Source organism: Acinetobacter sp. SM34 (assembly GCF_022012365.1).
Taxonomy (GTDB): domain Bacteria; phylum Pseudomonadota; class Gammaproteobacteria; order Pseudomonadales; family Moraxellaceae; genus Acinetobacter.
Genome location: NZ_JAKLTP010000020.1, coordinates 25700 through 52357, shown reverse-complemented (window position 1 = coordinate 52357; position 26658 = coordinate 25700). Strand labels below are relative to the sequence as shown.

Sequence of the window (26658 nt, the reverse complement as noted above, 5' to 3'; positions counted from 1 at the left end):
AATACCTCGTCAGTATTAAGAGCTGGACTTCAATAAACTTAACAACTCAGCGCTTCGCGCTTCGTTCGTTTCCGTCTATCTCGTCGGTATGGGGTGCATTCTAGAGGATTTCAGAATCATTGCAACCCCCAATTCACTATATTTTTCACGTATGTATCTTTTTTCAACGAAAATCACCAAAAAATCGCTTTTTCATCTAAATTTTGAGCATTTTTATGAAATAAAATCTGTATTCAGTGCAATTCATTTTAAAACAGCCCTTTTTATTAAGACCTAATAACTCTCAAAAAAGTGCTAAATTTTAATAAGACCACAAAATTTCAACTTTACACCCAGAATTTTCCAAAACTTTCTTATATCAGGTTACATATTTTGCTGTTTGCTATCCGACTTATAGATATAAGGTAAATCAACAAAGTCAGTCTGCTGCTTCTATTAGACTTTTCCTTCTAATTCCAGATTTTAAGTAGCGAAAAATAAGTAAATCATCTTTATTAAGCTTTAGATAAGATAAAAACTTAATTTCAAACCTATATAAAGCTAAATAGGATTTTAAGACTTAAGCTGCATATTGGGGATTGTTACCCCCTAACCAGTGTTGCATGACTTCCTCGATCACTTCTTTCTTACCCTTATAATCTTCAGCAGCAAATAATAGTTTAGCCCGACGTGGCAAACGTTCTTTAACTAAGGAAAATAGAAGATAGTGTGAGGCAAGATCTAATTGCTGTAATAAAGCATGTGCCAGCTCAAAGGATTTCCGCTTCTGTTCAGCGGTCTCGTATTCAAATAGAAAACGTAAAATGAAATCAACTTCCTGATCGAAAATATCCTGAGTTTGATAGTGGTACATAAACGCTATTTACCCTCTTTTTATAAATTTATAGATCTTCTTTGAGACCTCATATCATCAGCATACTGATAATTTTCTGGATGTCAGTATCTATCGGGCAATCTTCACGGGATTTGAAGCAAATGAAAAATGTGACTCTTAAATGAGAACACCGAAAGTAAAGGTGAAATTTTGGAAATAAAAAAGGAAGAGATCTCTCCCAAAATCTCTTCCTTGGAGTTGAATCTTTATGCGATCCATCGTGTCATTATTATAGTTATCTGCAAAAATTTAAAAAAGTCCCTTGGGGAAGAGACGTAAAATTGTAGAGCTTTTTTGTTATACACGTACCCTCTAGATATGTTTTCTACACAATGTCTAGATGGATAAATCTTAAACATAAAATATGACAAAATCAAGACAATTGGAAAAATTTAAGTATTGTTTTTATAAGCTTTTTTTTGAATTTAGTTATTTAGAATATTAATATACGGTATAAAAAATAAAAGCAGGCCAAAGCCTGCTTTTATTTCAATAGCTTAGCTTAGGCTTAGTCAACAAAAATGACTTTTGCAATTGCTTTTTTGCTGGCTTGAATAATTAAAGTGACGTTTTCTTTCACCGAGAAATTGCCATCAACTGGCTCCCAATCTACTTTTACCGCACCACGTCCTACCGCATCTTTTGCCTGAGCGGCATTTTTGGTTAAACCGGCAGCACGTAAGATAGAAGCAATAAAGATTTCACCACCATATTCACCACGTGAAATGGTCACTTCAGGCGTACCTTCTGGAAGTTCACCTTCAGTAATCAGGTTACCCGCACCTTTATGTGCAGTTGCAGCAGCTTCCGCACCATGGAAACGCTCAACCAGCTCAAGCGCAAGAATTTTCTTCACTTCTTGCGGGTTACGACCTTCAGCCACTTCTTTTAACAACGCTTGAATTTCTTCAACTGATTTAAAGCTGAGTAAGTCAAAGTAACGTTCAATTAAGGCATCTGGCATAGAAAGTACTTTTTGGTACATCGCGCCCGGTGCATCAAATACCGCAATGTAGTTACCCAAAGATTTAGACATTTTATTCACGCCATCTAAACCTTCAAGAATTGGCACAGTAATACAGACCTGCGCTTCTTGCTCATAACGACCTTGCAAGGTACGGCCCATCAACAAGTTAAAGGTTTGGTCTGTACCACCCAATTCCACGTCAGCTTCGAGTGCTACCGAGTCATAACCCTGTACCAAGGGATACAAAAATTCGTGGATCGCAATCGGTTGATGGCTGTTATAACGTTTAGTGAAGTCATCACGTTCCAACATACGCGCCACAGTCTGCTGCGAAGCCAACTGGATTAAATCAGCTGCAGTTTTTTGAGCAAACCATTCAGAGTTGAACACCACTTTGGTTTTTGCTGGATCAAGGATTTTAAATACTTGTTCTTGATAGGTTTTTGCATTTTCCAGCACTTTTTCACGCGACAAAGGCGGACGTGTCGCACTCTTGCCAGTCGGATCACCAATCATGGCAGTGTAGTCACCGATCAAGAAATAAACTTCATGGCCCAAATCTTGAAACACTTTCAATTTATTAATTAAAACCGTATGACCTAAGTGCAAATCAGGTGCAGTTGGGTCAAAACCTGCTTTAATTTTAAGTGGACGATTCTGTTTTAATTTCTTCAGAAGATCTTCTTCCGAAATAATTTCGTGTGTGCCTCGTTGGATGAGGGCAAGTTGTTCTTCAGCCGGCAGGAAATTTGACATCACAAAACCCAAATACATCAGTTATTCAATTTGTGCGATATACTAACACTTTTTCAGCACATTGCAGGCTTAAGAATAATCATGACAGCGATCTATATTGGGGTAATGACCGGCACGAGCATGGATGGTGTCGATATTGTTGCTGCTTCTTTTGATCCTTTACAGCTTCATGCCACCCTCACTCTGCCTTTTGAACCGGACCTACGTGATGAGTTGATGGCATTAACGCTACCTTCAGACAACGAAATTGATCGTATGGGTAAAGCTGACGTTGCTTTAGCAACCATGATTGGTGAAGGAATCAATACGCTCATTGAAAAGAATCATTTAGATCGCACTCAAATTAAAGCCATTGGTTCGCATGGACAAACCATTCGCCACCGCCCCGAACATGGCTTCACCTTGCAAATTGGTGATCCCAATATCATTACCGAAATGACGCAAATTCCGGTGATTTCAGATTTTCGTCGTCGTGATATGGCTGCTGGCGGACAAGGTGCTCCCTTAGTTCCCGCATTTCATCAGGCCTTGTTCCAGCATGACAGCATTCATCGTGTGATTCTGAATTTAGGCGGGATTGCCAATGTCAGCATGTTGCCTGCAGGCAAACCCGAAGCAGTATTTGGCTTTGACACCGGTCCCGCCAACATTCTCATGGATGCCTGGTGCCACCGATACACGGGTCAGCCTTATGATGAAAACGGCAACTGGGCAGCATATGGACAACCGATCCGCAGCCTGCTCGACCGCTTGCAAGCGCATGAGTTTTTTTCAAAAGAACCACCCAAAAGTACCGGTCGTGAAGACTTCAACCTTGAATGGCTAGATGAACAGATTCTGGATTGGCGTAATGACCTTGAATATGACGAGTTAGAAGATACGCCTGAAAATATCCAGGCGACTTTAATGAAACTCACCACCCGCGCGATTAAAAAAGCCATTTACCGTTCTGAAATGCAAACCGGCGAAGTCTATGTTTGCGGTGGCGGTGCCTATAACTCGAACTTACTTGAGCAATTGCGCTGGCGTTTACGCAAACACGAATGGACGGTACAAAGTACCGCTGATTTAGGTCTAAGCCCAACTTGGGTCGAAGCCACTGCTTTTGCATGGTTGGCGATGCGCTTTGTGAATCAGCAAAGTGGTAATCTGCCGGCAGTGACAGGTGCTGCAGGTTATCGTATTTTAGGTACGATGACTGCGGTATAAGTTTTTATTCCAAAAGACTTATATAAAAGGTCTGCATCAAGCAGACCTTTTATTTCTATACTTTTATTGCTTCTATACTTTATATAGTCACTTACTTCATCAGTTTTTTGGCATTTTCCTGACGAAAAGCATTCAAAATCTGTTGCCCTGCCCGTCCCGTCGGACTTAGGCCCAAACGAATTTGTTCCTGACGGATGGCTTGACGGGTTTTATCACCAATCAGACCATCTACAGTACCAATATCATAACCGCGATTGGCCAAGAACTGCTGAATCTCACGACGTTCAGCGCGTGAAGTACCCGGATCATCAGTTGGCCAGGCTTTACTAAAGCCACCCGCCTGACCCTGTAAGCGGTCGGACAAATGTGCAATCGCCAAAGCATAACTTTCCGCCGCATTATAACTATATATAGCATCGAAGTTTTTAAAGACCAGGAATAACGGTCCGTTCTCACCGGCAGGCGCCATTAAACCTGCAGCAGATGACTCGCTTAAATTACCTTGAATTAACGGTGAACCATCTGCGCGAACCACGCCTTGACTGATCCAGCTACTTAAAAGCTTTTTATTACGACGGCTTTCACCCGCAATTGACATGCCTTCAGGAACTTTCACCTCAAAACCCCAAGACATACCCGTTTGCCAGCCGCGTTTTTTCAGGAAGTTTGCAGTTGAAGCCAAAGCATCAGTGGTACTGGACACCAGATCACGACGACCATCCCCATCAAAATCCACCGCCAGTTCTTCATAAGTTGAAGGCATAAACTGGGTATGCCCAAATGCTCCAGCCCATGAACCCTTCATTTGCTGCTCGCTTACATCGCCACGCTGCAAAATGCGCATGCTGCTAAAAAATTCGCCACGAAAAAAACTTTGACGCCGCCCTTCACAGCTTAAAGTGCCCAAAGCCTGTAATAAAGGATAACTTCCGGCGATATCTCCAAAATTACTTTCCACACCCCATACCGCAACCACCGTTTCAGCCGGTACACCGTACGTTGCAGCAACACGATTCAACACATCACGATGCTGGGCTAATTTTTGACGTCCAAGCTGTACCCGTTCTTCATCGACCAAGCCAGATAAATAATCCCAAATGGGAGTAGAAAATTCTGGTTGATAATTCAGTTTATCAATCACCGAATAATCCGGTGTTAAATTTTGCGTATAACGGTCATAAGTCGAGCCACTTACTCCAGCACTGATCGCTTGAGAACGTAAATTGGCAATACATTGCTGGAAATTATTTTGCGAACTAAAAATTTGATTTGCAGGTGGAGTTGAAGTGACTGTGACAGGTTGACCATTAATAATCAGCTCAGCATTGGCTTGAGTCATTGCAAGGAAAACTGAACCTAAAATGAAAGCTAAGCGCTGCATAGTATCCTTTACGATCTTTGAATTTAAATTATGCTTTTACCATACCACCATCAACACATCGTTTCTGAATCAAATCGTAAATTTAAATTTATTTTCTTTATTTTAAATTCATATTTAAGTTTTGAATTTAAAAAATCTATCCACAACCCTTTATTTACAAGTTTTTAAATTCAAAATATCTGGAAATATGAATTTAAATTCATTTCTATAAATTTAAAACATTATTTTAAATTCAAATGGCTTGTGGATAAGTTAATTTCTTTTATTCTTATAGCTTTAAATAGCCAAAACTTTAAATTCAAAATCCCGTTTTTAAATTTAAAAAGCTTAAATTCATATTTCATAAAATACTTTGAATTCATATTTTTTAAATTCAAATGCATGGGTTTAAATTTAAATTCATATTTTTTGAATTTATTTTTATCTTTTGAATTTAAAATTTCTGCAGCGTTTTACAGTGCTAAAACTGAAATACAGAACCATTCTATTTGTTTGTTTTTTATGCATTACATTTACAAAGCATTGTATAAATTACACACAATTATTTTTATTCTGTTCCGATAAATGGCGCATTCTCGAAAAGAGGCGCAATCATGCCCGAAGTGCAGGCATAAAAAAAGCGGTCATTGGCATGACCGCTTTTTTATCATTCAAACTTAGGTTTAAATGGTCATATCTTCGCTAAGTGCCAGTGGATTCGGCAAAATTTTCGCCAATGCACGGCATAAAGCAGTCAGTTCAGCACTGTCATTCGGCATCAAGGTGATGTGGCCAATTTTACGGCCTTCACGCTCAGTCTTGTTATAAAGGTGCAAATGTGCGCCATTTAAAGCCAAGACATCTTCAGACTTCGGATGTTGACCAATGATATTGATCATGACTGTTGGACGTACCACTTCGGTTGAACCCAAAGGTAAACCGGCAACAGCACGAATGTGGTTTTCAAACTGCGAACAAACAGCCCCTTCAATCGACCAGTGACCCGAGTTATGCACACGTGGTGCCATCTCGTTGGCATACAAGCCCTTATCGGTCACGAACAGTTCCAGCGTCAATACACCGACATAATTCAAATGATTCAGCAGGCGAGTGATGTAGTCTTGTGCCACAGGCTGCAAATCGGCACTGTTAGGTGCCGGCACAATTGAATGCGACAAAATGCCGTTGTGGTGATGGTTTTCCGCCAATGGCCAGGTTTTTACATCACCATTTAAACCACGCACCGCAATAATCGACACTTCACGTGAGAAAGTCACAAAACTTTCTGCAATGAGTTCACCGGCAGGACCCAGTTCTGCCCAAGCCTGATCAATCTGATCTGTTGAACGAAGAACAAATTGCCCTTTACCATCATAACCCCCACGTGAGGTTTTCAATACGATTGGTAAACCAAGTTCTGCGACAGCAGCCTGCAAGCTCTCAAGTGAAGTGACCGCTTTATACGGTGCGACCGGAATCGCCAGTTCATCAAACAAGGCTTTTTCAGACAGACGATGCTGGGCAATTGCCAGAGCCTGACGTGGCGGGTGCAATTCTTTTTGCTGAGTTAAAATATCTACATCTGCAAGCGGGGTATTTTCAAACTCAAGACTGAAAACATCTGCACTTTGGATAAAGTCATTTAAACCATTTTCAGCTTGGCTTGAAATGACTGGCCCCAAGGCTGCCGCAGGACAGTCGGTATTGGCTTCAAAGAAAGTGCATTGAATATTCAGCGGTAGAGCAGCTTGCGCCATCATACGGCCGAGTTGACCACCACCAAAAATACCGATGGTTTTATTCATAACATGTGTCCCGTTTTAAGCTTGGCTTTAGATTTGACCAGGAATATTTTTGCTTGCTACTTTTTCAGTTTGCGCAGCGCGGAATTTAGCAACATTTTTGGCAATTTCAGGACGTGTTAAACCTAAAATTTGTGCTGCCATAATGGCCGCATTGGTTGCGCCCGCAGGACCAATCGCCAATGTACCGACAGCAATACCTGCAGGCATTTGCACGATTGAAAGCAATGAATCTACGCCATTTAGAATGGAAGATTTCACCGGTACACCTAGCACAGGTAAATCAGTTTTTGCTGCACACATACCTGGTAAATGTGCTGCACCGCCAGCACCGGCAATAATCACCTGAATGCCACGTTCACGTGCTGTTTCAGCATATTCAAATAAACGGTCTGGGGTACGGTGTGCAGAAACAACTTCCGCTTCAAATGGGACGCCAAGCTGTTTCAGCATATTGGCAGTGTTTTCCAGAGTTGCCCAGTCAGATTGGGAACCCATGATAATTCCAACGAGAGGTTGAGTGTCTGCAGCAGCCGCATTCATTGCAAATGTTCCATAAACGAATGTAAGGAAGGATAAATCTCGACAAGAGCCAAGCTTTAAATGAATCAGAAGCTCGATATTATAGACTGATTTTTCATCTCACCAAAATTTAACAGCCTACGCAGGTGGATATTTTCAATCTTTTTTATAGAAATAGATAAAAATAGGGCAGTGGTCAGTTTATTGACTACGAAAGACAAAATAAATACAGCCCAATAAACATAGACCTGCCCACAGATAATCCAGTTTAAAAGGCTGCTTAAACATCAAAATCATAAAAGGTACAAAGACCAATAAAGTCACCACTTCCTGAGTAATTTTCATCTGTCCCATGGCCCAGCCTTGTTGCGCCAGCAGGCGGGTAGCCGGAATCATAAAACTATATTCAAGTAAGGCAATCAGCCAGCCAAATAAAATGGCTTGCCAGAGCGGGGCACCATGTAAAAATTTAAGATGCCCATACCAGGCCAAGGTCATGAAACAATTAGAAATAATTAAAAGCAATAAAGGAAAGAACATGGCAAATTGATCTGGTGCTGTTGTGCATATTTTACGTTTTTCCTGCAAAAAAGCATGTTATTTGCGTACCGTTTTTTACTCCCTAAATACAGCATACAGGCTCAAAATAAAGCACCTGCTGCAATGCTATGAATAGATACAAGAAAGACTATCTTTTCCATAAAACCCTTGATATCGTTGCTTTCAAATTGAATTGATAATGACAACACCACCAACAACAACGTGATGTGTCTAAAAAGCAGTGGAGTTAAAACGCATGCATCTGCATATTTTGGGTATTTGTGGCACCTTTATGGGCTCGCTCGCATTATTAGCACGTGATTTAGGACATAAAGTGACGGGTTCAGATGCGAATGTCTATCCACCCATGTCAACCCAACTGGAAAATGCAGGCATTGGCTTAATGCAGGGTTATGATCGCAGTCATTTGCAGCCACATCCCGATCTGGTGATTGTGGGTAATGCCATGAAACGTGGCATTGATGCTGTGGAATATATGCTGAATGAAGGTTTGCCTTATATTTCAGGTCCGCAATTTTTGGCAGATCACGTTTTACAAGGCAAACATGTACTTGGCGTCGCAGGCACCCACGGTAAAACCACAACCACGACCATGCTGGCTTGGGTATTAGATCAAGCCGGTTTAAACCCGGGCTTCTTGATTGGCGGCGTACCTTTAGGTTTCACTGAAAGCGCGCGTTTAGGTGGCGGCAAATACTTCTGTGTAGAAGCGGATGAATATGATTCTGCTTTCTTCGACAAACGTTCCAAGTTTGTGCATTACCACCCAAAAACTGCGATTTTAAATAACCTTGAATTTGACCATGCCGATATCTTTGATGATTTGGCTGCGATTCAAAAACAGTTCCACCATTTAGTCCGTACCATTCCGAGTGAAGGTCGCATTATTGCACCAATCACTGAAACCAATATTGATGAAGTTCTGGAAATGGGCTGCTGGACTCCAGTAGTTCGTACCAGTCTAGATAGTAATGAAAAAGCATCTTTATCTGCCGAACAACTTTCTGCAGATGGTTCACACTTTAAGGTACTGCAAAACGGCGTCGTGAAAGGCATTGTGAAATGGAATATGACCGGTCAGCACAGTGTTGCGAATGCTTTAGCCACCATTGCTGCGGCGGAACATGTCGGTGTTTCTATTGAAACTGCATGTGAAGCATTGTCGAATTTCGGCGGTGTGAAACGCCGTATGGAATTGCTGGATACCGTGAAAGGTATTGAAGTTTATGATGACTTTGCCCATCACCCAACCGCAATTGAAACCACTTTAGACGGCGCACGCAAACGTCTTGGCGAACGTAAACTTTGGGCCATTATTGAACCGCGCTCCAATACCATGCGTATGGGTAGCCACAAAGATGGTTTGGCGCATTCCGCACGTCTGGCGGATGAAGTAATCTGGTATCAACCTGAAGGGCTGGACTGGGATTTAAAACCTGTAATTGAAGCTGCACCGAACAAAGCTGTGGTTGCACGTAGCTTAGATGACATCATTCAAACTGTTGTCTCTGGGGCAGGTGAGGGCGATGCTGTGGTGATTATGTCGAATGGCGGTTTTGGTGGATTGCATCAGAAATTGATTACGGCTTTAAAAGCTTAAGTCACAATTAATATTTGAAAATTAAGGACTATTTTTATAGTCCTTTTTTATTAGACTCAATGAATCATCTATTTTTATAATAAAACTTATGACATAAAAATATTATCCACCAATATTCCAAAAAGAAGAGTTTCATTGCCTCTATTGTAAAGTCTATGCACACCAGAGGTGGAGCAATGATGCAAAGTTCCCAATTCCATTTCAAAATGATAGATATTTTCATGATCAAAAAGAGCTGAGGAGTAGCCAATGTACTTGTTGTCAACAGAGTACTTTATGGTTAGATAATGAAATTATTTACCCATTACTTGATGCTCAAATACAACCTCATGAAGACATGCCTGATAGCCTTAAAAATGATTTTGAAGAGGCTGTCAGCATTGTTAATAAATCACCATGAGGAGCTGCAGCATTATTACGTTTAGTAGTCCAAAAATTAATGATTGAAATTAATGAAAAAGGGGAGCGAATTAATGAGGATATTCTAAATTTAGTCAAAAAAGGATTAGATCCACATATTCAGCAAGCTTTAGATTATTGTCGTGTCATCGGTAATAATGCTGTTCATCCAGGCAAAATTAATTTAGAAGATTCTCCTGAAATTGCTCAGACATTATTTGAAATGATCAATTACATTATTGAAGATTTAATCGCGAGACCTAAAAAAATTCGCGATCGTTTTGAAACTTTACCTGAAGGTGCTCGGGCAAGAATTGAAGAAAAAGATAAACCTAAAATATGATTCGTTGAAAGCGACACGGATGTCGCCATGTTGAACTGTGGTATAGGGATATACCATCAGTTCAACAGAAGATTTTTGTTACTTTTGATCTTTCAAAAGTAAGGCAATACTTACTGTATATATTTTGAATATTTCTATAAATTTGAAGTTGTGCAATAAAATTTAACTATTTAGCCAATATTCTTCAGACTTTTATCACATTCTAAATATTAAAATAATATAAAAAATTTCAGACATTATTTTTATAAAAACAGTCCTTATAAATCACCTGAAATAAAAGTTCACATTTGTAAATTTTTTATCGTGAATAATTTAAGTTCACCTTCAAATCAGATCATTCTGTAAGAAAACCTGTCCAAGTAATGACTTCGTCAACGACTATTGCTAGCTTAGAGAGCGAAGCTCTGTGTATCCATGCCACAATTAAACAAGCGACAAATACCGCAGAGCCTCCAATATACTTCTTTCATGCTACTGCTCATATTTGGTTAGACTCAATTTAAAGCAACAGGTTTCAATTTTGAGAAAAATTTAAAATATATCAATACATAATGAAAGTAGGTGAATACTAAAAGGAATAAGCTAATGACAACAATGAAAGCAATGGTCTATTACGGCGAAAATGATATCCGCTTTGAAGACCGTCCCATCCCCCAAATTATTGATGCAACGGATGCGGTCATCCGGGTCACAAAAACCACCATTTGCGGTACAGATTTAGGCATATGGAAAGGTAAAAACCCCGAAATTCAGGAAGAGGCCAAGAAGAAGACCGGTGAATTTAACGGTCGTATATTAGGTCATGAAGGGATTGGTATCGTTGAAGAAGTCGGCTCAGCCGTCAAAAATGTGAAAAAAGGCGATCGGGTTATTATTTCCTGTGTCAGCCGCTGCGGGACTTGTGAAAATTGTCAGAAACAACTCTACGCTCACTGCCGTAACGGAGGTGGCTGGATTATGGGCTACATGATTGATGGTGCTCATGCAGAATATGTGCGCACTCCATTTGCCGATACCTCTTTATATCCCTTACCAGAAGGCTTAAACGAAGACATTGCCGTGTTTTTATCCGATGTACTGCCAACTTCACATGAAATTGGTGTGCGTTATGGCAATGTTAAACCGGGGGATAGCATTGCAATTGTGGGAACAGGCCCGATCGGGATGGGCTGCTTGCTGACTTCACAATTCTATTCACCTGCAACCATTATCGCCATTGATATGGATGATCACCGTTTAGCGCTGGCTAAAGAGCTGGGTGCCACCCATACCATTAATTCCGGTAAGGAAGATGCGATTGCACGTATTCTAGAGATTACCGAAGGGCGAGGGGTCGATTGTGCGATAGAAGCTGTGGGTGCAGAACCCACCTGGAACATTTGCCAGAACGTGGTAAAAGAGGGCGGTCATATCGCCAATGTCGGGGTACATGGCAAGCCAGTCAATTTTGAACTGCAAAAGCTCTGGATTAAAAACCTGACCATCACCACCGGCTTGGTCAATACCAATACCACCGGCATGTTGCTGAAAACCTGTTGTTCCGGAAAACTGCCTTTGGAACGCTTAGCCAGCCATCACTTTAAATTTGATGAGTTTGAGAAAGCCTATGATGTGTTTAAACATGCCGCAGATGAAAATGCCATGAAGGTAATTATTGATATTGCCTAGTGGGCTGGAATGAGAAAAGCCCAGTTTTTTTGGGCTTTTTTAATCTATCTAGAATTTAGGCCGCAACATCTGTCAGGCTTTGATCACGTTTAAACATCACATCCACATAGGAACAGGTCGGTACAATTTTTAATTGGTTTTTACGAGCAAATTCCACTAAAACATCAAGCAACTGACGTGCTGTACCCTGTCCACGCAAAGAATCATCTACCCAGGTATGATGGGCAATAATCTGATGTTCACCGCGCCATAAATAGCTAATTTCTGCAACACGTTCTCCTGCAGCATTCAGCTGGAAAAACTCGCCTTGTTGGCCGTTATCGTCATGTTGAAACTGCATAACTCTCCCTCATTTTTTGGCTTTAACTATAATCAGAATACTTTAAAAATACATTATTTCAATAGATCATGCAGAGTTAAATCTCGATCAAAAACGGATTTTGCAACAGGACAGAATGGAATAATTTTGACCTGTTTTTCTCGGGCCAACTGCACCACAGGTCAATGCCTTGTCTACGCAAAGTATCATCCACCAGGGTATGGTCAATAATCAGGATACTGTCACCGACCCAGGTATAGGTCATTTCAGCGAAATGATGACGATGGTCACTGATATAAAATTCACCTTTTTTGCCATCATCCTTATGTTTAATCTCTAACATGATTATGCTCTGCTGAGGAGCAAGATATTCAACATGCCTTAACTGCTGGCGCCAGAGTGTTAAGTTTTTTACTGTTTTTGACCGCGCAGGATTTCTTTTTTTTAGCTGACTGTAAACTTAACAAGTGTAAGATTTCCACCTAAACTTCAACGCAAATTCTTATATTATTTCACTATGTCATCCCCATCTCCTAAAATTTCAGCCAATCCCACCCAGCAATGGATTTGTGTCATCACTTTAGCTTTTGCAGCCTTTATTTTTAATACCACTGAATTTATTCCTGTGGCCTTGCTGAGTGATATTGGCCATAGTTTCAACATGCCGGCCACCGATGTCGGCATCATGATTACCCTGTATGCTTGGGTAGTCGCACCCATTTCACTGCCGATCATGTTGATCACCCGCAATATTGAACGACGTTTTTTACTGATCAGCTTATTTATCGTGTTTATTGCCAGTCATGGCGTATCGTATTTCGCATGGAATTTTAACATGCTGTTGGCCAGCCGGATTGGCATTGCATTTTCCCATGCGCTGTTCTGGTCTATTACCGCATCCTTAGCGGTTCGTGTCGCGCCTAAAGGTAAAGAATTTCAGGCATTGGGTTTGCTGGCAACCGGGACGGCATTGGCGATGGTCTTGGGCATTCCTTTTGGCCGCATGATTGGTGAGGCCTATGGCTGGAGAAATACCTTTGCTTTAATTGCTATTGGTGCGGCAATCATCGGTCTAACACTGGCAAAAACCTTACCCAAACTGCCCAGTGTCAATTCCGGTTCACTGAAAAGTCTGGGCATGCTATTTAAGCGTCCAAGCCTGATGATGGTGTTTGCTTTAACGGTGATCATCATTACTGCCCAATTTACCGCATACAGTTATATTGAACCCTTTGCGCTGAATATTGCCCAGTTTAGCTCGGCACAGACCACCAGTTTATTGCTGATTTATGGCGCTGCCGGTTTTATTGGTTCTTATCTGTTTGGGAAGTTTGGCAATCAATATCCCAAACTGATGATTCCCTTAAGCTGCTCTTTGTTAGCTTTTTCAATGTTGCTGTTACTGCCCCTTGCTCAAGGTTTTATCAGCCTGAGTACACTCAGCTTATTTTGGGGAATGAGCATTATCTGCTTCAGCTTGGCGCTACAAGCCAAAACCCTGAATCTGGCTTCGGATGCAACCGATGTCGCCATGGCGATTTACTCCGGCCTGTATAATGTCGGTATTGGCGGTGGGGCATTGTTGGGGGGAATAGTCACGGCACATTATGGCTTAAGTCAGATTGGAATCGTGGGGGGCTTGATTGCTGTGCTGGGTACAGTGTTGGCATTCATTTTAGTGCAACGTAAAGACTTCATTAAAATGTAAATGGAATAGATAAAATTTGCACAATCCACATAAATATGCGATTCTTCCCGCATATTTGGAGTTAATCCAAAACAAATTTGAGTAGAACAAGGGGAGTAGCCTCCTCCAAGCCATAGCATTTTGAAGTTTTAAAATGCGGTGGTGTCAGAATATCGTCATTACACTTTGCAAAAAGTCGGTATCTGAGCATCTGAATTTACAAAATGTGGATTTTCAGATGTAGGCAAGACCTTGATCATGTTGACATAGATGTTTAATTCATCTGGCAACAGGTCAAGGTTTTTTTATGGCCAGTTGCCGGGTGTGGAGTTTTGTTATGGAATCCATCGGTACCCCGGGATTGTATCTGGCTTTTTTTGCGATGGTGGCAGTCATGCTCATTATCGACTTCATTGGCTTCAAACACAAAGAAGACCAACCCGTCAAAATTAAATCAGCAGCCTATTGGAGCATTGCCTGGGTCAGTGTGTCCATACTGTTCGCTGGCGGTTTATGGCTGTATTTACAGCAAACAGCGGGTGTTGCCTTAGCTAATCAAAAGACCATGGAATATTTTGCCGGTTATCTGTTAGAGAAATCACTGGCGATTGATAACGTGTTTGTCTGGCTGATGATTTTTGCTGCCTTCGCCATCCCTCCGGCATTACAACGTAAAGTGCTGCTGTATGGCGTACTCGGTGCCATTGTTTTACGTACCATCTTTATTTTTATTGGCGCATGGTTCGTTCAAGAATTTTCCTGGATTCTGTATATTTTCGGTGCTTTTCTGGTCTATACCGGTTTTAAATTTCTTAAAGGTCATGAAGAAAACCCGAATATTGAAGATATGGCCTTACTCAAGTGGTTACGCAAACATATCCGTATTACCCCTCAGCTAGATGGGCATAAGTTCTTTGTGCGTCAAAACGGCGTGTTATGGGCAACGCCATTATTTCTGGTGTTGATTTTGGTTGAAGCATCCGATGTGATTTTCGCGGTGGATTCTATTCCAGCTATTTTTGCAGTGACCAGTGATCCCTTTATTGTGTTAACCGCAAACTTAATGGCTATTTTAGGCTTGCGTGCCATGTTCTTCTTACTGGCAGGCGCGGCTTCTAAAATGCATTATTTACCCTATGGTCTCGGGATTATCCTGCTATTCATTGGTTTCAAAATGTTGATGCTGGATGTGTTCCATATGCCAATCTGGATTTCACTTGGCTTTATTGTGATTGTACTGGCAATTACCACCTGGTTATCGCTTCGATATAACAAGCAGCAAGAGTAACTGTAATTTTTAAATAAAAGATCCAGCCTTCCATCTCAAAGATGGAAGGCTTTTTTATCGGTTCTATTGCCATATTTTCCTGTTGTTACAAACTTCGAAACCCTCTTCAAAGCCCTGCTTAATTTATAAAAGAGAGAAGGGGTTAAAACCAAGCTGTTACGGTTTAAATAAAAATTTCAGGTACAATCAATCGAAAAAACGAGAAATTAAAGGTTATTCCATGTCTTCCCTTCAAGCACAACGCGCCGTTCGTGGCCGCTTTCTTGATATTCAACACACCGTTTCCCAAGCCTCCGACATTGCTCCAGCCATACGTTATATTGAAGATGGTTTAATCCTCCTGAATGCGGGAAAAATCAGCTGGTTTGGAACATGGGAAGAGGGAAAAGATCTGCTCAGTGCCGATACGCCATTTGAGCATTATCCAGACAAGCTGATTGTGCCGGGATTCATCGATACCCATATTCATTTCCCGCAAACCGAGATGGTCGGTGCTTATGGGGAACAGCTACTGGAATGGCTGAATAGCTATACTTTCCCTACAGAATTGCAGTTTAAAGACAAAGCCTATGCCGATAAAATCGCGCAATTTTTTGTTCAGCAATTATTGAAAAATGGCACCACCACCGCTTTAGTATTTTGTAGTGTCCATACTGAATCAGTCGATGCATTATTTGAAGCCGCAGAACAGCAGCAAATGCGTTTAATTGCCGGCAAGGTGATGATGGATCGCCATGCGCCTGATGAGCTGTGTGATACAGCAGAAAGTTCCTATCATAACTCTAAGGCACTGATTGAAAAATGGCACGGCAAAGGTCGTAACCTGTATGCGATTACTCCACGTTTCGCACCAACATCCACACCGGAACAACTGCAAAAAGCAGGGCAGCTCAAAGCTGAATATCCCGAAGTTTATATCCATACCCATTTAAGTGAAAACAAGAATGAAATTGCCTGGGTCAAGGCGTTATTTCCCGATCAGAAAGGCTATCTGGATGTTTATCATCATTATGGCCTGACCGGAGAGCGTTCGATATTCGCGCATTGTGTACATTTGGAAGATGCCGAATGGGACTGTATGCATGCCACCCACTCAGCAATCGCCTTTTGCCCAACCTCCAACCTGTTCTTGGGCAGCGGTTTATTTCCCTTAAAAAAAACCTGGGAAAAACAGGTGAAAGTTGGCTTGGGCACGGATATTGGTGCAGGCACTTCATTTAACCAGCTGCAAACCCTGAATGAAGCCTATAAAGTGCAACAGCTTCAGGGCGATAAACTCTCGGCATTTGAGTCCCTGTATCATGCAACCTTAGGCGGAGCCAAAGCTCTAGATCTGGATGATAAACTGGGTAACTTTAACTTGGGTAAAGAAGCCGATTTTATTGTGCTGGATTTAAAAGCCACAGCACTGCAAGCACTGCGTCAGGAACGCGCCAAAGGCATTGAAGATGCTTTATTTGCCCTGATGACCATGGGCGATGATCGTAATATCCAGGCAACTTATATTTATGGAGAACCGGCATATGTCAAAGCATAAGACGACAAAAATATCCTATAAAAAGATGTTGTTGTTGGTTGGAATAGGTGTGGCTTGTGCTGTGCTGCTTAAGCGCGATACTGCACAGCTCAAGGTCTGATTACATTTTCAGCCGCAAAAAAGATGCATCTCTCGGGCAGATGTATTAAAATTACAACCTCTTTTGAGGTGTTGCTGGTCAACACCTTTTTTATTTTTTGATTTGCTTTTAGGTATCTCCCAATGACCGTTCATATGAGCGTAATGATCTCAGCAGAAGAAATTCACGCTAAAGTCAAAGAGCTTGGTGCAAAAATTGATGCTCACTATGCCAATAGTGACAAAGAACTTGTACTGATTGGTTTACTGCGTGGTTCAGTTATTTTTATGGCTGATTTATGTCGTGCAATTAGCAAACCGCACGAACTCGATTTTATGACGGTATCCAGTTACGGTGGCGGTACAGTTTCAAGCCGTGATGTGAGAATTTTAAAAGACCTCGACGGCGAAATTCGCGGTAAAGACGTGCTGATTGTTGAAGATATTATTGACTCAGGCAACACCCTCAGCAAAGTACTGGAAATTTTAAGCACACGCAGTCCTAACTCAATTGAGCTATGTACTTTAATTAGCAAACCTTCACGCCGTGAAATTGAACTTGAAGTCAAATTTCTGGGCTTTGAAGTCGAAGATAAATTTATTGTCGGTTATGGCTTGGACTATGACCAAAAATATCGCCATATTCCCTTTATTGGTGAAATTGGTCTATAAGACTCGGATCAGATACTTAAGTGGCTTCGGCCACTTTTTTTATCCTTAAAATTTGATAAGGAACAAAAAAACAACAGTTTTTAGCAGGACTCAGCTGTTGTATTTTTTATAAATGATTAATTATGAACATGAAAGCGAATTGAAACAAAATAAACAAACGATAACAAAAGGAGAAGCCTCATGTGGTCACTTATAGTTGCGATCGTGGTCGGTTTTATTGCGGGTTTAATCGCACGTGCGATTCATCCCGGAAATGATAAATCAGGATTTATTGTCACCACCTTATTGGGTATTGCAGGTTCTTTACTGGCCACCTACGGTGGACGCTTACTCGGACTGTATGGTGAAAACTCCGCAGCAGGCTTTATTGCCTCGGTCATCGGTGCCATTATTATTCTGTTTATTTATAACCTCATCACCAAAAGATCAGGCGTTTAACCGCTATCCCATGATTGATTTAATCTCATAAAAAAAGCACCTCAACAGGTGCTTTTTTATAGGGCTATTGAGCAATCGAGAGAGTTACAAACCTAGCTCTTTCCAGATTTGTTCAATTTCTTGGGCAGGGTAGGCACCCATCACTTTAAATCCATTCGAGAAAATAATGGCCGGTGTGCCATTTAAACCCAGGGATTTTCCTAAAGCCAAATTACGATCCACAGGATTGGCACAAGTTTGTTTACTGGCCGGCTGAATACCTTTCGCAATCAAATTTGACCAGGCCAAGGCAGGATCTTTTTCACAGAACACCTGTTTGGAAACGGCCACCGATTGGGTTTTGATTGGATAAATAAAAGTATAGATGGTGACATCATTTAACTTGCTTAGTTCAGTCTCAAGTTTTTTGCAATAAGGGCAATTTGGGTCAGAAAAGATCGCGATCTGGCGTTTTCCATTACCTCGCACAGTTTTGACTGCATCCTGCAAAGGCAGTTTTTTCCAGTCGATGCTGTTTTGTTTCAGCATTAAATCTTTGGTCAGATTTTTCTGGTCAGTTAAACGGAACATCGAACCAACCAGAATATGTTGCGCATCTTCGTTCAAGTACACCACCTGACCATCCATCGAACCGCTATAGATTCCTTTCATTTCGGTAGTTTGAATATTTTCAATTTTCAGTTTGGGATGTTGTTTGCTCAGGTTACTTTTAACCGTATCAACATTTGCCAAGGTTAAAGTTGAAATAAAACTGACCAAGGCAAATGCCAATGTTTTTTTAATCATATTTTTTTGCTCATTGCTTCAAAATTTTTCAGGCTGATTCTACTCAAAAATCAGCCAGCAATGCTTAAAATTTTAGCTCGCCTTACTGAAAACTCACAGATTTGCTCATCAAGGTTTCACGTGGAACATTGACATGATTTATAGCGGATTAATTTCTACCGAGATATGCACAATTTCCTCATGTATAGATAATGCTTCCCGTACCTGATCGGCATTTAGGCTGCTATTGGTGGCTAAAGCCAAAATGCAGGAAAATTTACCTTTGCCCACTTTCCAGACATGCAGGTCGGTAATTTCTACACTGGAAAATTCCTCAATGACCTCACGAATTTCCTGCACCACAGGATGATCCATTTCGGCATCCAGTAAAGTTTTTCCGGTTTCTTGAATAAGGCCCCAAGCCCATTTTGCCACCAGTATAGATCCAATAATCCCCAGCAACGCATCCAGAAAGCTCCAGCCCAGATATTTGGCGGCAAACAGCGCAATAATGGCAAAGACCGAAGTCACTGCATCTGCAACCACATGCATAAAGGCTGCTTTTTGGTTTAAATCATGATGGTGATGATGACCATGCCCGTGTTCATGGTGATGGTGATGGTGATGGTGATGGTGATGGTGATCATCATGCAGTAGCCAAGCACAGATCAAATTGATCACCAAACCCAAAATCGCAATCGGAATGGCTTGGTTATAATGAATATCAATCGGATTGAGCAGTCGCTCTATGGATTGAAAAGCCATAAACAGCGCCACCACCATCAACAAGATGGCACTGCTATAGCCGGCTAAAATTTCAATTTTCCAGGTGCCAAAACTAAAACGGCTATCTTGTGCATAATGTCGGGCAGAACGGTAAGCAAAATAGGCTAGCCCCAATGCCAGCATATGTGAACTCATATGCCAGCCATCCGCCAGCAAGGCCATAGAGTTGTAAATCCAGCCCCCAATCACTTCTAATAGCATCATCGCTGCCGTTAGAATGGTCGCCAGCAAAATGCGTTTTTGTGCCAGTGGATTTCCCTCATCAAACTAATGGGCATGTGTCCTGGTGAATGGGGCTTTTTGCATCGTCTTAATCTTAGTGTTTAAATATACTCCCCCGTAGTATATTTATTTTTGGAGTATTGTGTTGGGCCATTTACATCAAGACAAGAAAATTCTTAATCGTGTCAAACGCTTACAAGGGCAAATTCATGCCGTAGAGCAGGCTTTGCAACAGCCGGACAATTCCTGTATCAGTGTTTTACAACAGGTGGCAGCCATTAAAGGTGCGGTCAATGGTTTAATGAATGAATTAATCGAATCCCATTTACGTCATCACGTGATTGGGGAACAGGCCGACATCAATCAACAGGAACTGGATGAATTTTTAAAATTATTAAAGCGTTACGGCTAAATCTTTACATCTTGTAAATTGACCTTCCAAGTAAATCGCAATTAAACTCCTGGTATATCTCTTCTACTTTCTCAATACGTGAAATTTAGCTTTAAACTTCGCGTATTTTTGCGACCCTCTAAATGACACATTCTCAATCATGGCGACCTTTTATCATGGTCAGCCTAGCACTAATTATGGGAACAATCGGAACTGCACTGGCTAGTCCGTTATATCCCATTTACCAGGCACTCTGGGGTTTAATGCCTAGCCAGATCACCTATATTTTTGTCGCTTACATGTTTGGCTGTCTGGCTACCCTGTTATTTCTGGGCCGTCTCAGTAATAGCATCGGTTTTTTACGTACCCTGCAAATTGGCATAGGTTTTATTATTCTCGGTTTGGGTCTGTCCAGCATTGCTGCAAATACGGTATGGCTGGCTGTCGGCCGTTTTATTATTGGCATTGCCTCCGGTCTGATTAGTACCTCAGCCATGCTGGGACTGGTTTATACCATTCCTGAACCTTACAAAAACAGTGCACCTCAGTTGAGTTCAGTGATTACCGTCATCGGGTTTGGATTGGGACCGTTTATTGGCGGGGTAATAGCCCAATTTTCCGCACATCCCGTGCTAACGCCTTATCTTCCAGTGATATTGGGAGCCATTATCTGTTTAGGCGGTCTGTATGCGATTAAAACACCGAGCTTTGAATCACAACCATTTTCTATGGCACCTCATCTAGAGCTGCCCGAACCGCAGTATAAATCGTTGTTTTATATTGCCGGGTTTACCGCATTTGCTGCATTTGCTTCATTCAGCCTTTTTGCCTCACTTGCACCTTCCTTTGTGAAAGAAGCCATTCCCTGGCATGGTCCTTTGGTCAGTGGTTCAACCATTGCCAGTATTTTGCTGGTTTCAGCCCTGGTGCAGTTCTTTGCCAAATCAGTTCCCTCAGACAAATGTCTGAATTACGGTTTAATCACCTTAATGATGAGTTATCTACTCCTCGGTTTATGTATGACCCAGCACTGGAGTCAGCTGTTCTTTATCAGTGATATTCTGGTTGGCATCGGTCATGGGTTAGGGCTGCTGGGAGCCTTTGGTCTGGTGCATCAGATGACCAATAGCAACAACCGTGCTGCAGTGATCTCCACCTATTTGTTTATTGGTTATCTCGGCACCATTATCCCGATTATTGCGGCAGGCTATCTGTCTGACCATTTTGGCTTGGTGAGCGGTGTTTTGGGTTTTTGTATCTGTGTAGGCTTACTCTGTTTAAGCTTATTGCTTTGGCATAAAAAACTTGAGCACGCAGCATAAAAAAGTCCTCAGTTGAGGGCTTTTTTATTTCATACACATAAATTTACCTGCCATACAAAAAGCTATCGAAATAGGCTTAGAGTGTAATGGATAGAAGTGCTAGTTATACATGCTTGCATTTCTGATTGATTGAGATGGAAGATGAAAAAGATGAAATTGTTAAAGGTGATTGGTACATGTGCGATAGCCGGTTATTGTTTTAAGAAGGCTACATGTAAGCAGAAAAACCCAAAAACCAATGACTTTCGAGGCATTGAGGAACATAACAAGACACAAAATGATACTGTTTAATTGACTAACAGGCCTCACAATTTTGTGAGGTCTTTGATTTTTCAGAGGCATGCTTTTGAGCAAACAGCTAAATTTTTTTTAATTTATGGGGAAGCTAAAATCGATTTTAAAAATGATGATCATTGTCTATCAAAAAATTAAAAAATAACCCAAAACAAACAAGAAAAAACGATTTCTGTATATTTTATATACTTTGTAATTTGCTTCGAAGTGATAATTTTTTAATCACACTAAAGAGAATGCAGCGTTAATAAAAATAATAAAATGGTCATCAAACTCAAGCCCGCTTAACTCAATCCCCAAGTTAAGTGGGCTTTTTTAATATTTAATGGTTTTTTAGTAATTTCTACCTAATAATATGATTTAATTAATAATAATGTTTTAACTTTTGGTGTATTTTACCACTGAAAATTAGTTTATTAGTATATGAAATGATCAACAGAAACAGCTGTAGTTTCTGAATGGCCTTTCGAGGTCCTTAATTTTTGCCCATACATCCATGTTAGGGTATTTTTTTTGCCAGGAGAAAAGTGATGCTCCGATTTTTAGTGTGCTTATTTGGTTTTCATGGTGCCACTAAAAATGATTGCTCAATGGATAATGAAGAAATCAAGGTGTGTGGTGATTGCTTGAAATAAAATAGGAGGGTCTAAAGGTATAAAATTATTCTCTACATTTGGGATTTTGTATTCAGGTTATAATTGTATTTTTGGTAATGAATGGTGACCCAAATGACCTATCCCACCCCCATAACATATGAAGAATTATTTACTAAACTCCACGAAGCTATTGCTAAGCGAGAGAATAATCCGGTTCGTTTAAAAGAGCCTTTAGATGCTATCAATAAGGGCGCTATTTTAGAATTGGAAGAATATTGCCGCAAACACGCTTTTAATTTTCAAACTCATTTAGAGGGCGAAAATACATTTGTGATTACCGTAGAGTATTAATTTAATCCAGTTTTTAAAAAAATTATTCTGTATTCATGTATTTGATTATGAGTCTGACATATTCGCTTATATTGAATGCTGAAAGGTGTGGCAATAAGTAATTTCCCTCTTGCCCAACATGCTTGGCACATAAGATCCTGTCTAGATAACCCACTTGGCGAGGTTGAACGATTTGATTCGTACCACTGATACGAATGTGGATTCGTTCAGTAAATACCTAAACGACATTCATACATTCAGTAATAAGCATGAATGTTATCTACATACGCCAGATAATTTGATGTTTGCGTGGACACCTATTTATCAGTAAGAATGGAATCACAATATTCGAACCATACAGTTTCTTACCAGAATTACCTACATTGAATAATTCTAGTTTTGCGAAAGTGTTTCTCTGACCCATAGAAAGCGTTGAGTAAGCCAAGCCAAATCCATAAGATCAGGATATTGCTGCTGGGCTATTGATATAACTTCACCTCCATCAATTAAATCTCCTATATTTAATTTAGGAGGAATCTTGCTTTCTACAGTGATGATATAAAGATATTAAAAAAGCACTAAGTCTTTATAACTTAATGCTATTTAATTCTCACTGGAACTTATTAGAACTTATTGGAATATTGGCTCAATCTGAGATTACTTTCCAATACAGAACGATCCAAAGATTTTTCCTAATAAATCATCTGCACTGAAGTCACCGGTAATTTCACCCAAGGCATTCTGGGCAAGTCGCAGTGACTCCGCGACCAACTCACCGGCATGGTAAACCACCAATTGCTCTTTTGCCTCAGCCAAATATGCCTGAGTGCGTTTCATTGCGTCTAAATGGCGGGTACGTGCAATAAAGGTATCTTCTTCCGGCTGGAAGCCCGCATGCGCTGTAATCGCTTCTATGAGCGATTGAACCCCAGTTTCCTGCTTGGCAGAGACGGTAATATGACGGAAACCTTGATAATCGCCAATTTCAGCCGCTGCACCGGTTAAATCACATTTATTGGCAATCAACATTAAACGACGTGGTTCCAGATGTTCGGCAAAATAGTTTTGTGCCAGTTGCAGCGGATCATCACCCTGGCTTAGGTCATAGACCAGCAGCAACAAATCAGCCTGTTCAATTTCTTTAATCGCGCGGCGAATCCCTTCTTTTTCCACCACATCGCCGGTTTCGCGCAGTCCGGCAGTATCGGTCAGGGTAATCGGCAAGCCATTTAAAGTGATTTTTTCATGCAGCACATCACGGGTGGTACCGGCAATATCGGTCACAATGGCACGCTCATTTCCGGCCAGAGTATTCAGCAAGGAAGATTTACCGGCATTAGGTTTACCCGCAATCACCACCTGTAAGCCTTCACGCAATAACTGACCTTGGCGTGCCGAGGTTTGTACTGCAGCCACAGAACTCTGCACATCTTCCAGCAAAGCCAAAATTTTGCCATCGGCCAAAAAGTCGATTTCTTCTTCCGGGAAATCAATCGCAGCTTCCACGTGTAAACGCAGGTGAATCAGTTTTTCTAAAACCGTATTCACTCGGGTCGAGAATGCACCCTGTAAAGAGCGTACCGCAGAACGAGCCGCTGCCTGTGAAGTGGCATCAATCAGGTCAGCAATAGCTTCTGCCTGTACCAGATCCAGCTTGCCATTTTCAAAGGCACGCATCGAGAATTCACCGGCTTTGGCAGCAGTTGCACCCAGTTCCAGCAAGCGGCCGAGTAAAGCATTTTGAATCACCGGGCCACCATGACCTTGCAACTCCACCACATCTTCACCGGTAAACGAGTTAGGGTTGGGGAAGCAAATGGCCAGACCCTCATCCATCACTTCACCGGCTGCATCATAAAACTGGCGAAAACCGGCATAACGGGCTTTAGGCAGGGCTTTCTGGGTTAATGCTGCAGCAATGGCATAAGATTTTGGACCAGACAGACGAATTACCCCCACGCCACCACGCCCAGGCGGAGTTGCAATCGCAGCAATCGTAGTAAGGTTTTGCATAAAATTCACCTAAAAAAATCCCAAATCACAGCCAAATAAAAATCCGCCTAAGATTACCATCTTAAGCGGATTTATTCAGCTATTCGCAATCAGTCGTTACTTAAACAACGTCGCGTTTTTCTCTTTCTTTTGCCACACCTTTGTTGATCAGGCTTTGCTGCAAGATGGTAATACTGTTGTTGACAATCCAGTACATTACCAAGCCCGCAGGGAAGAACAACATAAATACAGTGAACATAATCGGCATGATTTTGAACACTTTCGCCTGCATCGGATCAGCCGGTTGCGGATTTAAAGACTGCTGAACAAACATGGTTAAACCCATCAGTAATGGCAGGATAAACCACGGATCCATTGCAGATAAATCTTGAATCCAGCCTAACCATGGCGCATGACGAAGTTCTACCGATTCCATCAATACCCAGTACAAGGCCAAGAAAATTGGCATTTGTAACAGCAGTGGCAAGCAACCTGAAAGTGGATTGACCTGTTCACGCTTATACAGCGCCATCATTTCTTGTGAGAAACGCATACGGTCTTCACCGAACTCTTCTTTCATGCGTTGCATTTCGGGTGCAATCACACGCATTTTCGCCATAGAGCGGTAACTCTTAGCCGATAATGGCCAAAGAATCATTTTCACCAACACAGTCAACAAGATAATTGACCAGCCCCAGTTACCCACAATGTTATGGAAGAACTGCAAACCCAAGAACAATAATTTGGCAATTGGCCACAACCAGCCATAATCCACAGTTTGATTCAAGCCTACAGCCAGGTCTTTCAATTCAGACTGTACTTTAGGACCTGAATAGAATGTGGCATCCACTTCCGCAGTTGTACCGGCAGGTACATTCATGGTCGGTGAAGTAAAACCAATAATATTCATTTTATCGGTAGATTGGCGAGATTCCAGTTTGGCACTATAAGGCTGACCATTGGCTTGAGTCAGTTTCAGATCACCAGGAATCCAGGCACTGACAAAATAATGCTGTACCACAGCCACCCAGCCACCTTTGGCTTCCACATTCAATTTTTCTTCATTGAAGTTGGCAAATTTCAGCTTGTTGTAATGTTCATCTGGCGTACCCCAAGCCCCGCCCAGGAATGTACCGAGGGTGAAAATACCTTGAGAAGACTTACCAGGATCATCCGAGTTATCACGTTTGATTTGACCAAACATCTGACCTTGCCAGTTCTGGCCACTACGGTTCACCACTTTGTGGTTCACAATAATCGGATATTCACCTTGTTTAAAGGTAAATGTTTTAATGATCTCTACACCATCGGCAGTTTTATAGACCATCGGTACTGATAAAACTTTAACCGCTTGACCATCTTTGGTTTTTTCTGCTTTGGCATCCGCCAGGGTATAAGATGCTTTTTCAATCTCATACACCGGACGGCCATTACGGTTACTGTCCGGTCCATTTAAACCAATCAGTCCAGACTGAGCAACATACGTACGTTTTGCATCGCTTTCCAGCATAACAAACGGAGCATTACTGTCTTTATCTTTATCATGGTTCAATAATTCAATACGAACAATGTCACCACCTTTAGGATTAATCCAAAGATGGTAAAGGTCAGTTTGTACTGAAATAAGCTGTTGACTTACAGGTGCTGTGGCAGCTGTTGTAGTTTGCTGAGTAGCAATATTCGCTTGAGGCATGTCAGACGCTGTAGTCGCGGTTTGACCATTTGGCAAATCTGCAGATACTTCATGTGAAACAGCGGCAGTTTCTTGCTGCGGTTTAGTTTCTGCATGACCATAATCTTTTTGCCAAGCCAAAATAAGCAAATATGCGACGACAAACATGGCCCCTAGAATTGCAAACCTGGCCCATTGTTGCATATCT

At 41.4% G+C, this 26658-nt stretch carries 21 protein-coding genes and 3 pseudogenes; 12 read left to right on the top strand and 12 right to left on the bottom strand.

Annotation, left to right across the window (positions count from 1 at the left end; translation table 11 throughout):
• Positions 1–559: 559 nt before the first annotated feature.
• Together LZZ98_RS14625 and tyrS are read right to left on the bottom strand one after the other, a co-directional pair.
• Complete coding sequence (locus LZZ98_RS14625) at positions 560–853, bottom strand: hypothetical protein (protein ID WP_237788475.1); 294 nt, start codon at positions 851–853, stop codon at positions 560–562.
• Positions 854–1382: 529 nt separating this feature from the next.
• The gene (gene tyrS, locus LZZ98_RS14620) at positions 1383–2615 is read right to left on the bottom strand and encodes a tyrosine--tRNA ligase (RefSeq protein ID WP_171264069.1); all 1233 of its coding nucleotides are present in this window, start codon (positions 2613–2615) and stop codon (positions 1383–1385) included.
• 63 nt (positions 2616–2678) lie between these two features.
• On the opposite strand from tyrS, the gene LZZ98_RS14615 reads away from it, so the two are divergent.
• Complete coding sequence (locus LZZ98_RS14615; RefSeq protein WP_237788474.1) at positions 2679–3806, top strand: anhydro-N-acetylmuramic acid kinase; 1128 nt, start codon at positions 2679–2681, stop codon at positions 3804–3806.
• A gap of 91 nt (positions 3807–3897) precedes the next feature.
• Here LZZ98_RS14615 and LZZ98_RS14610 read toward each other — a convergent pair whose 3' ends face one another.
• The 4 genes from LZZ98_RS14610 to LZZ98_RS14595 form a co-directional block, all read right to left on the bottom strand.
• A complete protein-coding gene (locus LZZ98_RS14610) occupies positions 3898–5187 on the bottom strand; it encodes a lytic murein transglycosylase (protein ID WP_237788473.1) in 1290 nt (429 codons plus the stop codon).
• Positions 5188–5849: 662 nt separating this feature from the next.
• Positions 5850–6971 carry a 5-(carboxyamino)imidazole ribonucleotide synthase gene (locus tag LZZ98_RS14605; RefSeq protein ID WP_237788472.1) on the bottom strand — a complete coding sequence of 374 codons (1122 nt, stop codon included), beginning with the start codon at positions 6969–6971 and terminating at the stop codon, positions 5850–5852.
• Between the two features lie 27 nt (positions 6972–6998).
• Positions 6999–7511, bottom strand: a complete 513-nt coding sequence (gene purE / locus LZZ98_RS14600; protein ID WP_237788471.1) for a 5-(carboxyamino)imidazole ribonucleotide mutase — start codon at positions 7509–7511, stop codon at positions 6999–7001.
• Positions 7512–7691: 180 nt separating this feature from the next.
• Complete coding sequence (locus LZZ98_RS14595) at positions 7692–8030, bottom strand: DMT family protein (RefSeq protein ID WP_086176740.1); 339 nt, start codon at positions 8028–8030, stop codon at positions 7692–7694.
• A gap of 256 nt (positions 8031–8286) precedes the next feature.
• Here LZZ98_RS14595 and mpl point away from each other — a divergent pair, with 256 nt between their 5' ends.
• The 3 genes and pseudogenes from mpl to LZZ98_RS14580 all read left to right on the top strand — a co-directional run bounded on the left by mpl (position 8287) and on the right by LZZ98_RS14580 (position 12061).
• A complete protein-coding gene (gene mpl / locus LZZ98_RS14590; RefSeq protein WP_237788470.1) occupies positions 8287–9651 on the top strand; it encodes a UDP-N-acetylmuramate:L-alanyl-gamma-D-glutamyl-meso-diaminopimelate ligase in 1365 nt (454 codons plus the stop codon).
• A gap of 415 nt (positions 9652–10066) precedes the next feature.
• Positions 10067–10393 (top strand): annotated as a pseudogene (locus tag LZZ98_RS14585) (DUF4145 domain-containing protein); the annotation flags it as partial.
• Positions 10394–10978: 585 nt separating this feature from the next.
• Positions 10979–12061 carry a zinc-dependent alcohol dehydrogenase family protein gene (locus LZZ98_RS14580; protein ID WP_237788468.1) on the top strand — a complete coding sequence of 361 codons (1083 nt, stop codon included), beginning with the start codon at positions 10979–10981 and terminating at the stop codon, positions 12059–12061.
• 55 nt (positions 12062–12116) lie between these two features.
• On the opposite strand, the gene LZZ98_RS14575 is transcribed toward LZZ98_RS14580, so the two are convergent.
• Both LZZ98_RS14575 and LZZ98_RS14570 read right to left on the bottom strand, forming a co-directional pair.
• Complete coding sequence (locus LZZ98_RS14575; RefSeq protein WP_237788467.1) at positions 12117–12401, bottom strand: GNAT family N-acetyltransferase; 285 nt, start codon at positions 12399–12401, stop codon at positions 12117–12119.
• 53 nt (positions 12402–12454) lie between these two features.
• Positions 12455–12723: pseudogene (locus LZZ98_RS14570) on the bottom strand (GNAT family N-acetyltransferase).
• Positions 12724–12897: 174 nt separating this feature from the next.
• Between LZZ98_RS14570 and LZZ98_RS14565 the strand changes: the two are divergent.
• From LZZ98_RS14565 to LZZ98_RS14545, 5 genes are all read left to right on the top strand, one after another.
• Complete coding sequence (locus tag LZZ98_RS14565; RefSeq protein WP_237788466.1) at positions 12898–14088, top strand: sugar transporter; 1191 nt, start codon at positions 12898–12900, stop codon at positions 14086–14088.
• 316 nt (positions 14089–14404) lie between these two features.
• Positions 14405–15355 (top strand): TerC family protein, encoded by a 951-nt coding sequence (locus tag LZZ98_RS14560; RefSeq protein WP_237788465.1) that lies wholly within the window; start codon positions 14405–14407, stop codon positions 15353–15355.
• 220 nt (positions 15356–15575) lie between these two features.
• Positions 15576–16892 carry a guanine deaminase gene (guaD, locus tag LZZ98_RS14555; protein ID WP_237788464.1) on the top strand — a complete coding sequence of 439 codons (1317 nt, stop codon included), beginning with the start codon at positions 15576–15578 and terminating at the stop codon, positions 16890–16892.
• Positions 16893–17114: 222 nt separating this feature from the next.
• Positions 17115–17642, top strand: a complete 528-nt coding sequence (gene hpt, locus LZZ98_RS14550) for a hypoxanthine phosphoribosyltransferase (protein WP_237788463.1) — start codon at positions 17115–17117, stop codon at positions 17640–17642.
• Positions 17643–17822: 180 nt separating this feature from the next.
• Positions 17823–18080: a GlsB/YeaQ/YmgE family stress response membrane protein gene (locus LZZ98_RS14545; protein WP_086176722.1), complete on the top strand. Its 258-nt coding sequence runs from the start codon at positions 17823–17825 to the stop codon at positions 18078–18080.
• An 84-nt stretch (positions 18081–18164) separates the two neighbouring features.
• Here LZZ98_RS14545 and LZZ98_RS14540 read toward each other — a convergent pair whose 3' ends face one another.
• On the bottom strand, positions 18165–18866 hold the full coding sequence (locus tag LZZ98_RS14540; protein ID WP_237788462.1) for a DsbC family protein: 702 nt from the start codon (positions 18864–18866) through the stop codon (positions 18165–18167).
• Between the two features lie 82 nt (positions 18867–18948).
• Positions 18949–19880: pseudogene (dmeF, locus tag LZZ98_RS14535) on the bottom strand (CDF family Co(II)/Ni(II) efflux transporter DmeF).
• 118 nt (positions 19881–19998) lie between these two features.
• Between dmeF and LZZ98_RS14530 the strand changes: the two are divergent.
• The 3 genes from LZZ98_RS14530 (at position 19999) to LZZ98_RS14520 (ending at position 22807) form a co-directional block, all read left to right on the top strand.
• Complete coding sequence (locus LZZ98_RS14530; protein WP_086176739.1) at positions 19999–20265, top strand: metal/formaldehyde-sensitive transcriptional repressor; 267 nt, start codon at positions 19999–20001, stop codon at positions 20263–20265.
• A 122-nt stretch (positions 20266–20387) separates the two neighbouring features.
• A complete protein-coding gene (locus LZZ98_RS14525) occupies positions 20388–21566 on the top strand; it encodes an MFS transporter (protein ID WP_442862723.1) in 1179 nt (392 codons plus the stop codon).
• A 1022-nt stretch (positions 21567–22588) separates the two neighbouring features.
• Positions 22589–22807: a hypothetical protein gene (locus LZZ98_RS14520; protein ID WP_237788460.1), complete on the top strand. Its 219-nt coding sequence runs from the start codon at positions 22589–22591 to the stop codon at positions 22805–22807.
• A 636-nt stretch (positions 22808–23443) separates the two neighbouring features.
• Here the strand turns inward: LZZ98_RS14520 and mnmE are convergent.
• Together mnmE and yidC are read right to left on the bottom strand one after the other, a co-directional pair.
• Positions 23444–24799: a tRNA uridine-5-carboxymethylaminomethyl(34) synthesis GTPase MnmE gene (gene mnmE / locus LZZ98_RS14515; RefSeq protein WP_237788459.1), complete on the bottom strand. Its 1356-nt coding sequence runs from the start codon at positions 24797–24799 to the stop codon at positions 23444–23446.
• A gap of 100 nt (positions 24800–24899) precedes the next feature.
• Positions 24900–26654 (bottom strand): membrane protein insertase YidC, encoded by a 1755-nt coding sequence (gene yidC, locus LZZ98_RS14510; protein WP_237788458.1) that lies wholly within the window; start codon positions 26652–26654, stop codon positions 24900–24902.
• Between the last annotated feature and the right edge of the window lie 4 nt (positions 26655–26658).

Excerpts from the sequence above, each read along its gene's own strand:
- LZZ98_RS14625 (WP_237788475.1), bottom strand. The coding sequence starts at position 853 with ATGTACCACTATCAAACTCAGGATATTTTCGATCAGGAAGTTGATTTC.
- tyrS (WP_171264069.1), bottom strand. The coding sequence starts at position 2,615 with ATGTATTTGGGTTTTGTGATGTCAAATTTCCTGCCGGCTGAAGAACAA.
- LZZ98_RS14615 (WP_237788474.1), top strand. The coding sequence starts at position 2,679 with ATGACAGCGATCTATATTGGGGTAATGACCGGCACGAGCATGGATGGT.
- LZZ98_RS14610 (WP_237788473.1), bottom strand. The coding sequence starts at position 5,187 with ATGCAGCGCTTAGCTTTCATTTTAGGTTCAGTTTTCCTTGCAATGACT.
- LZZ98_RS14605 (WP_237788472.1), bottom strand. The coding sequence starts at position 6,971 with ATGAATAAAACCATCGGTATTTTTGGTGGTGGTCAACTCGGCCGTATG.
- purE (WP_237788471.1), bottom strand. The coding sequence starts at position 7,511 with ATGAATGCGGCTGCTGCAGACACTCAACCTCTCGTTGGAATTATCATG.
- LZZ98_RS14595 (WP_086176740.1), bottom strand. The coding sequence starts at position 8,030 with ATGTTCTTTCCTTTATTGCTTTTAATTATTTCTAATTGTTTCATGACC.
- mpl (WP_237788470.1), top strand. The coding sequence starts at position 8,287 with ATGCATCTGCATATTTTGGGTATTTGTGGCACCTTTATGGGCTCGCTC.
- LZZ98_RS14580 (WP_237788468.1), top strand. The coding sequence starts at position 10,979 with ATGACAACAATGAAAGCAATGGTCTATTACGGCGAAAATGATATCCGC.
- LZZ98_RS14575 (WP_237788467.1), bottom strand. The coding sequence starts at position 12,401 with ATGCAGTTTCAACATGACGATAACGGCCAACAAGGCGAGTTTTTCCAG.
- LZZ98_RS14565 (WP_237788466.1), top strand. The coding sequence starts at position 12,898 with ATGTCATCCCCATCTCCTAAAATTTCAGCCAATCCCACCCAGCAATGG.
- LZZ98_RS14560 (WP_237788465.1), top strand. The coding sequence starts at position 14,405 with ATGGAATCCATCGGTACCCCGGGATTGTATCTGGCTTTTTTTGCGATG.
- guaD (WP_237788464.1), top strand. The coding sequence starts at position 15,576 with ATGTCTTCCCTTCAAGCACAACGCGCCGTTCGTGGCCGCTTTCTTGAT.
- hpt (WP_237788463.1), top strand. The coding sequence starts at position 17,115 with ATGACCGTTCATATGAGCGTAATGATCTCAGCAGAAGAAATTCACGCT.
- LZZ98_RS14545 (WP_086176722.1), top strand. The coding sequence starts at position 17,823 with ATGTGGTCACTTATAGTTGCGATCGTGGTCGGTTTTATTGCGGGTTTA.
- LZZ98_RS14540 (WP_237788462.1), bottom strand. The coding sequence starts at position 18,866 with ATGATTAAAAAAACATTGGCATTTGCCTTGGTCAGTTTTATTTCAACT.
- LZZ98_RS14525 (WP_442862723.1), top strand. The coding sequence starts at position 20,388 with ATGACACATTCTCAATCATGGCGACCTTTTATCATGGTCAGCCTAGCA.
- LZZ98_RS14520 (WP_237788460.1), top strand. The coding sequence starts at position 22,589 with ATGACCTATCCCACCCCCATAACATATGAAGAATTATTTACTAAACTC.
- mnmE (WP_237788459.1), bottom strand. The coding sequence starts at position 24,799 with ATGCAAAACCTTACTACGATTGCTGCGATTGCAACTCCGCCTGGGCGT.
- yidC (WP_237788458.1), bottom strand. The coding sequence starts at position 26,654 with ATGCAACAATGGGCCAGGTTTGCAATTCTAGGGGCCATGTTTGTCGTC.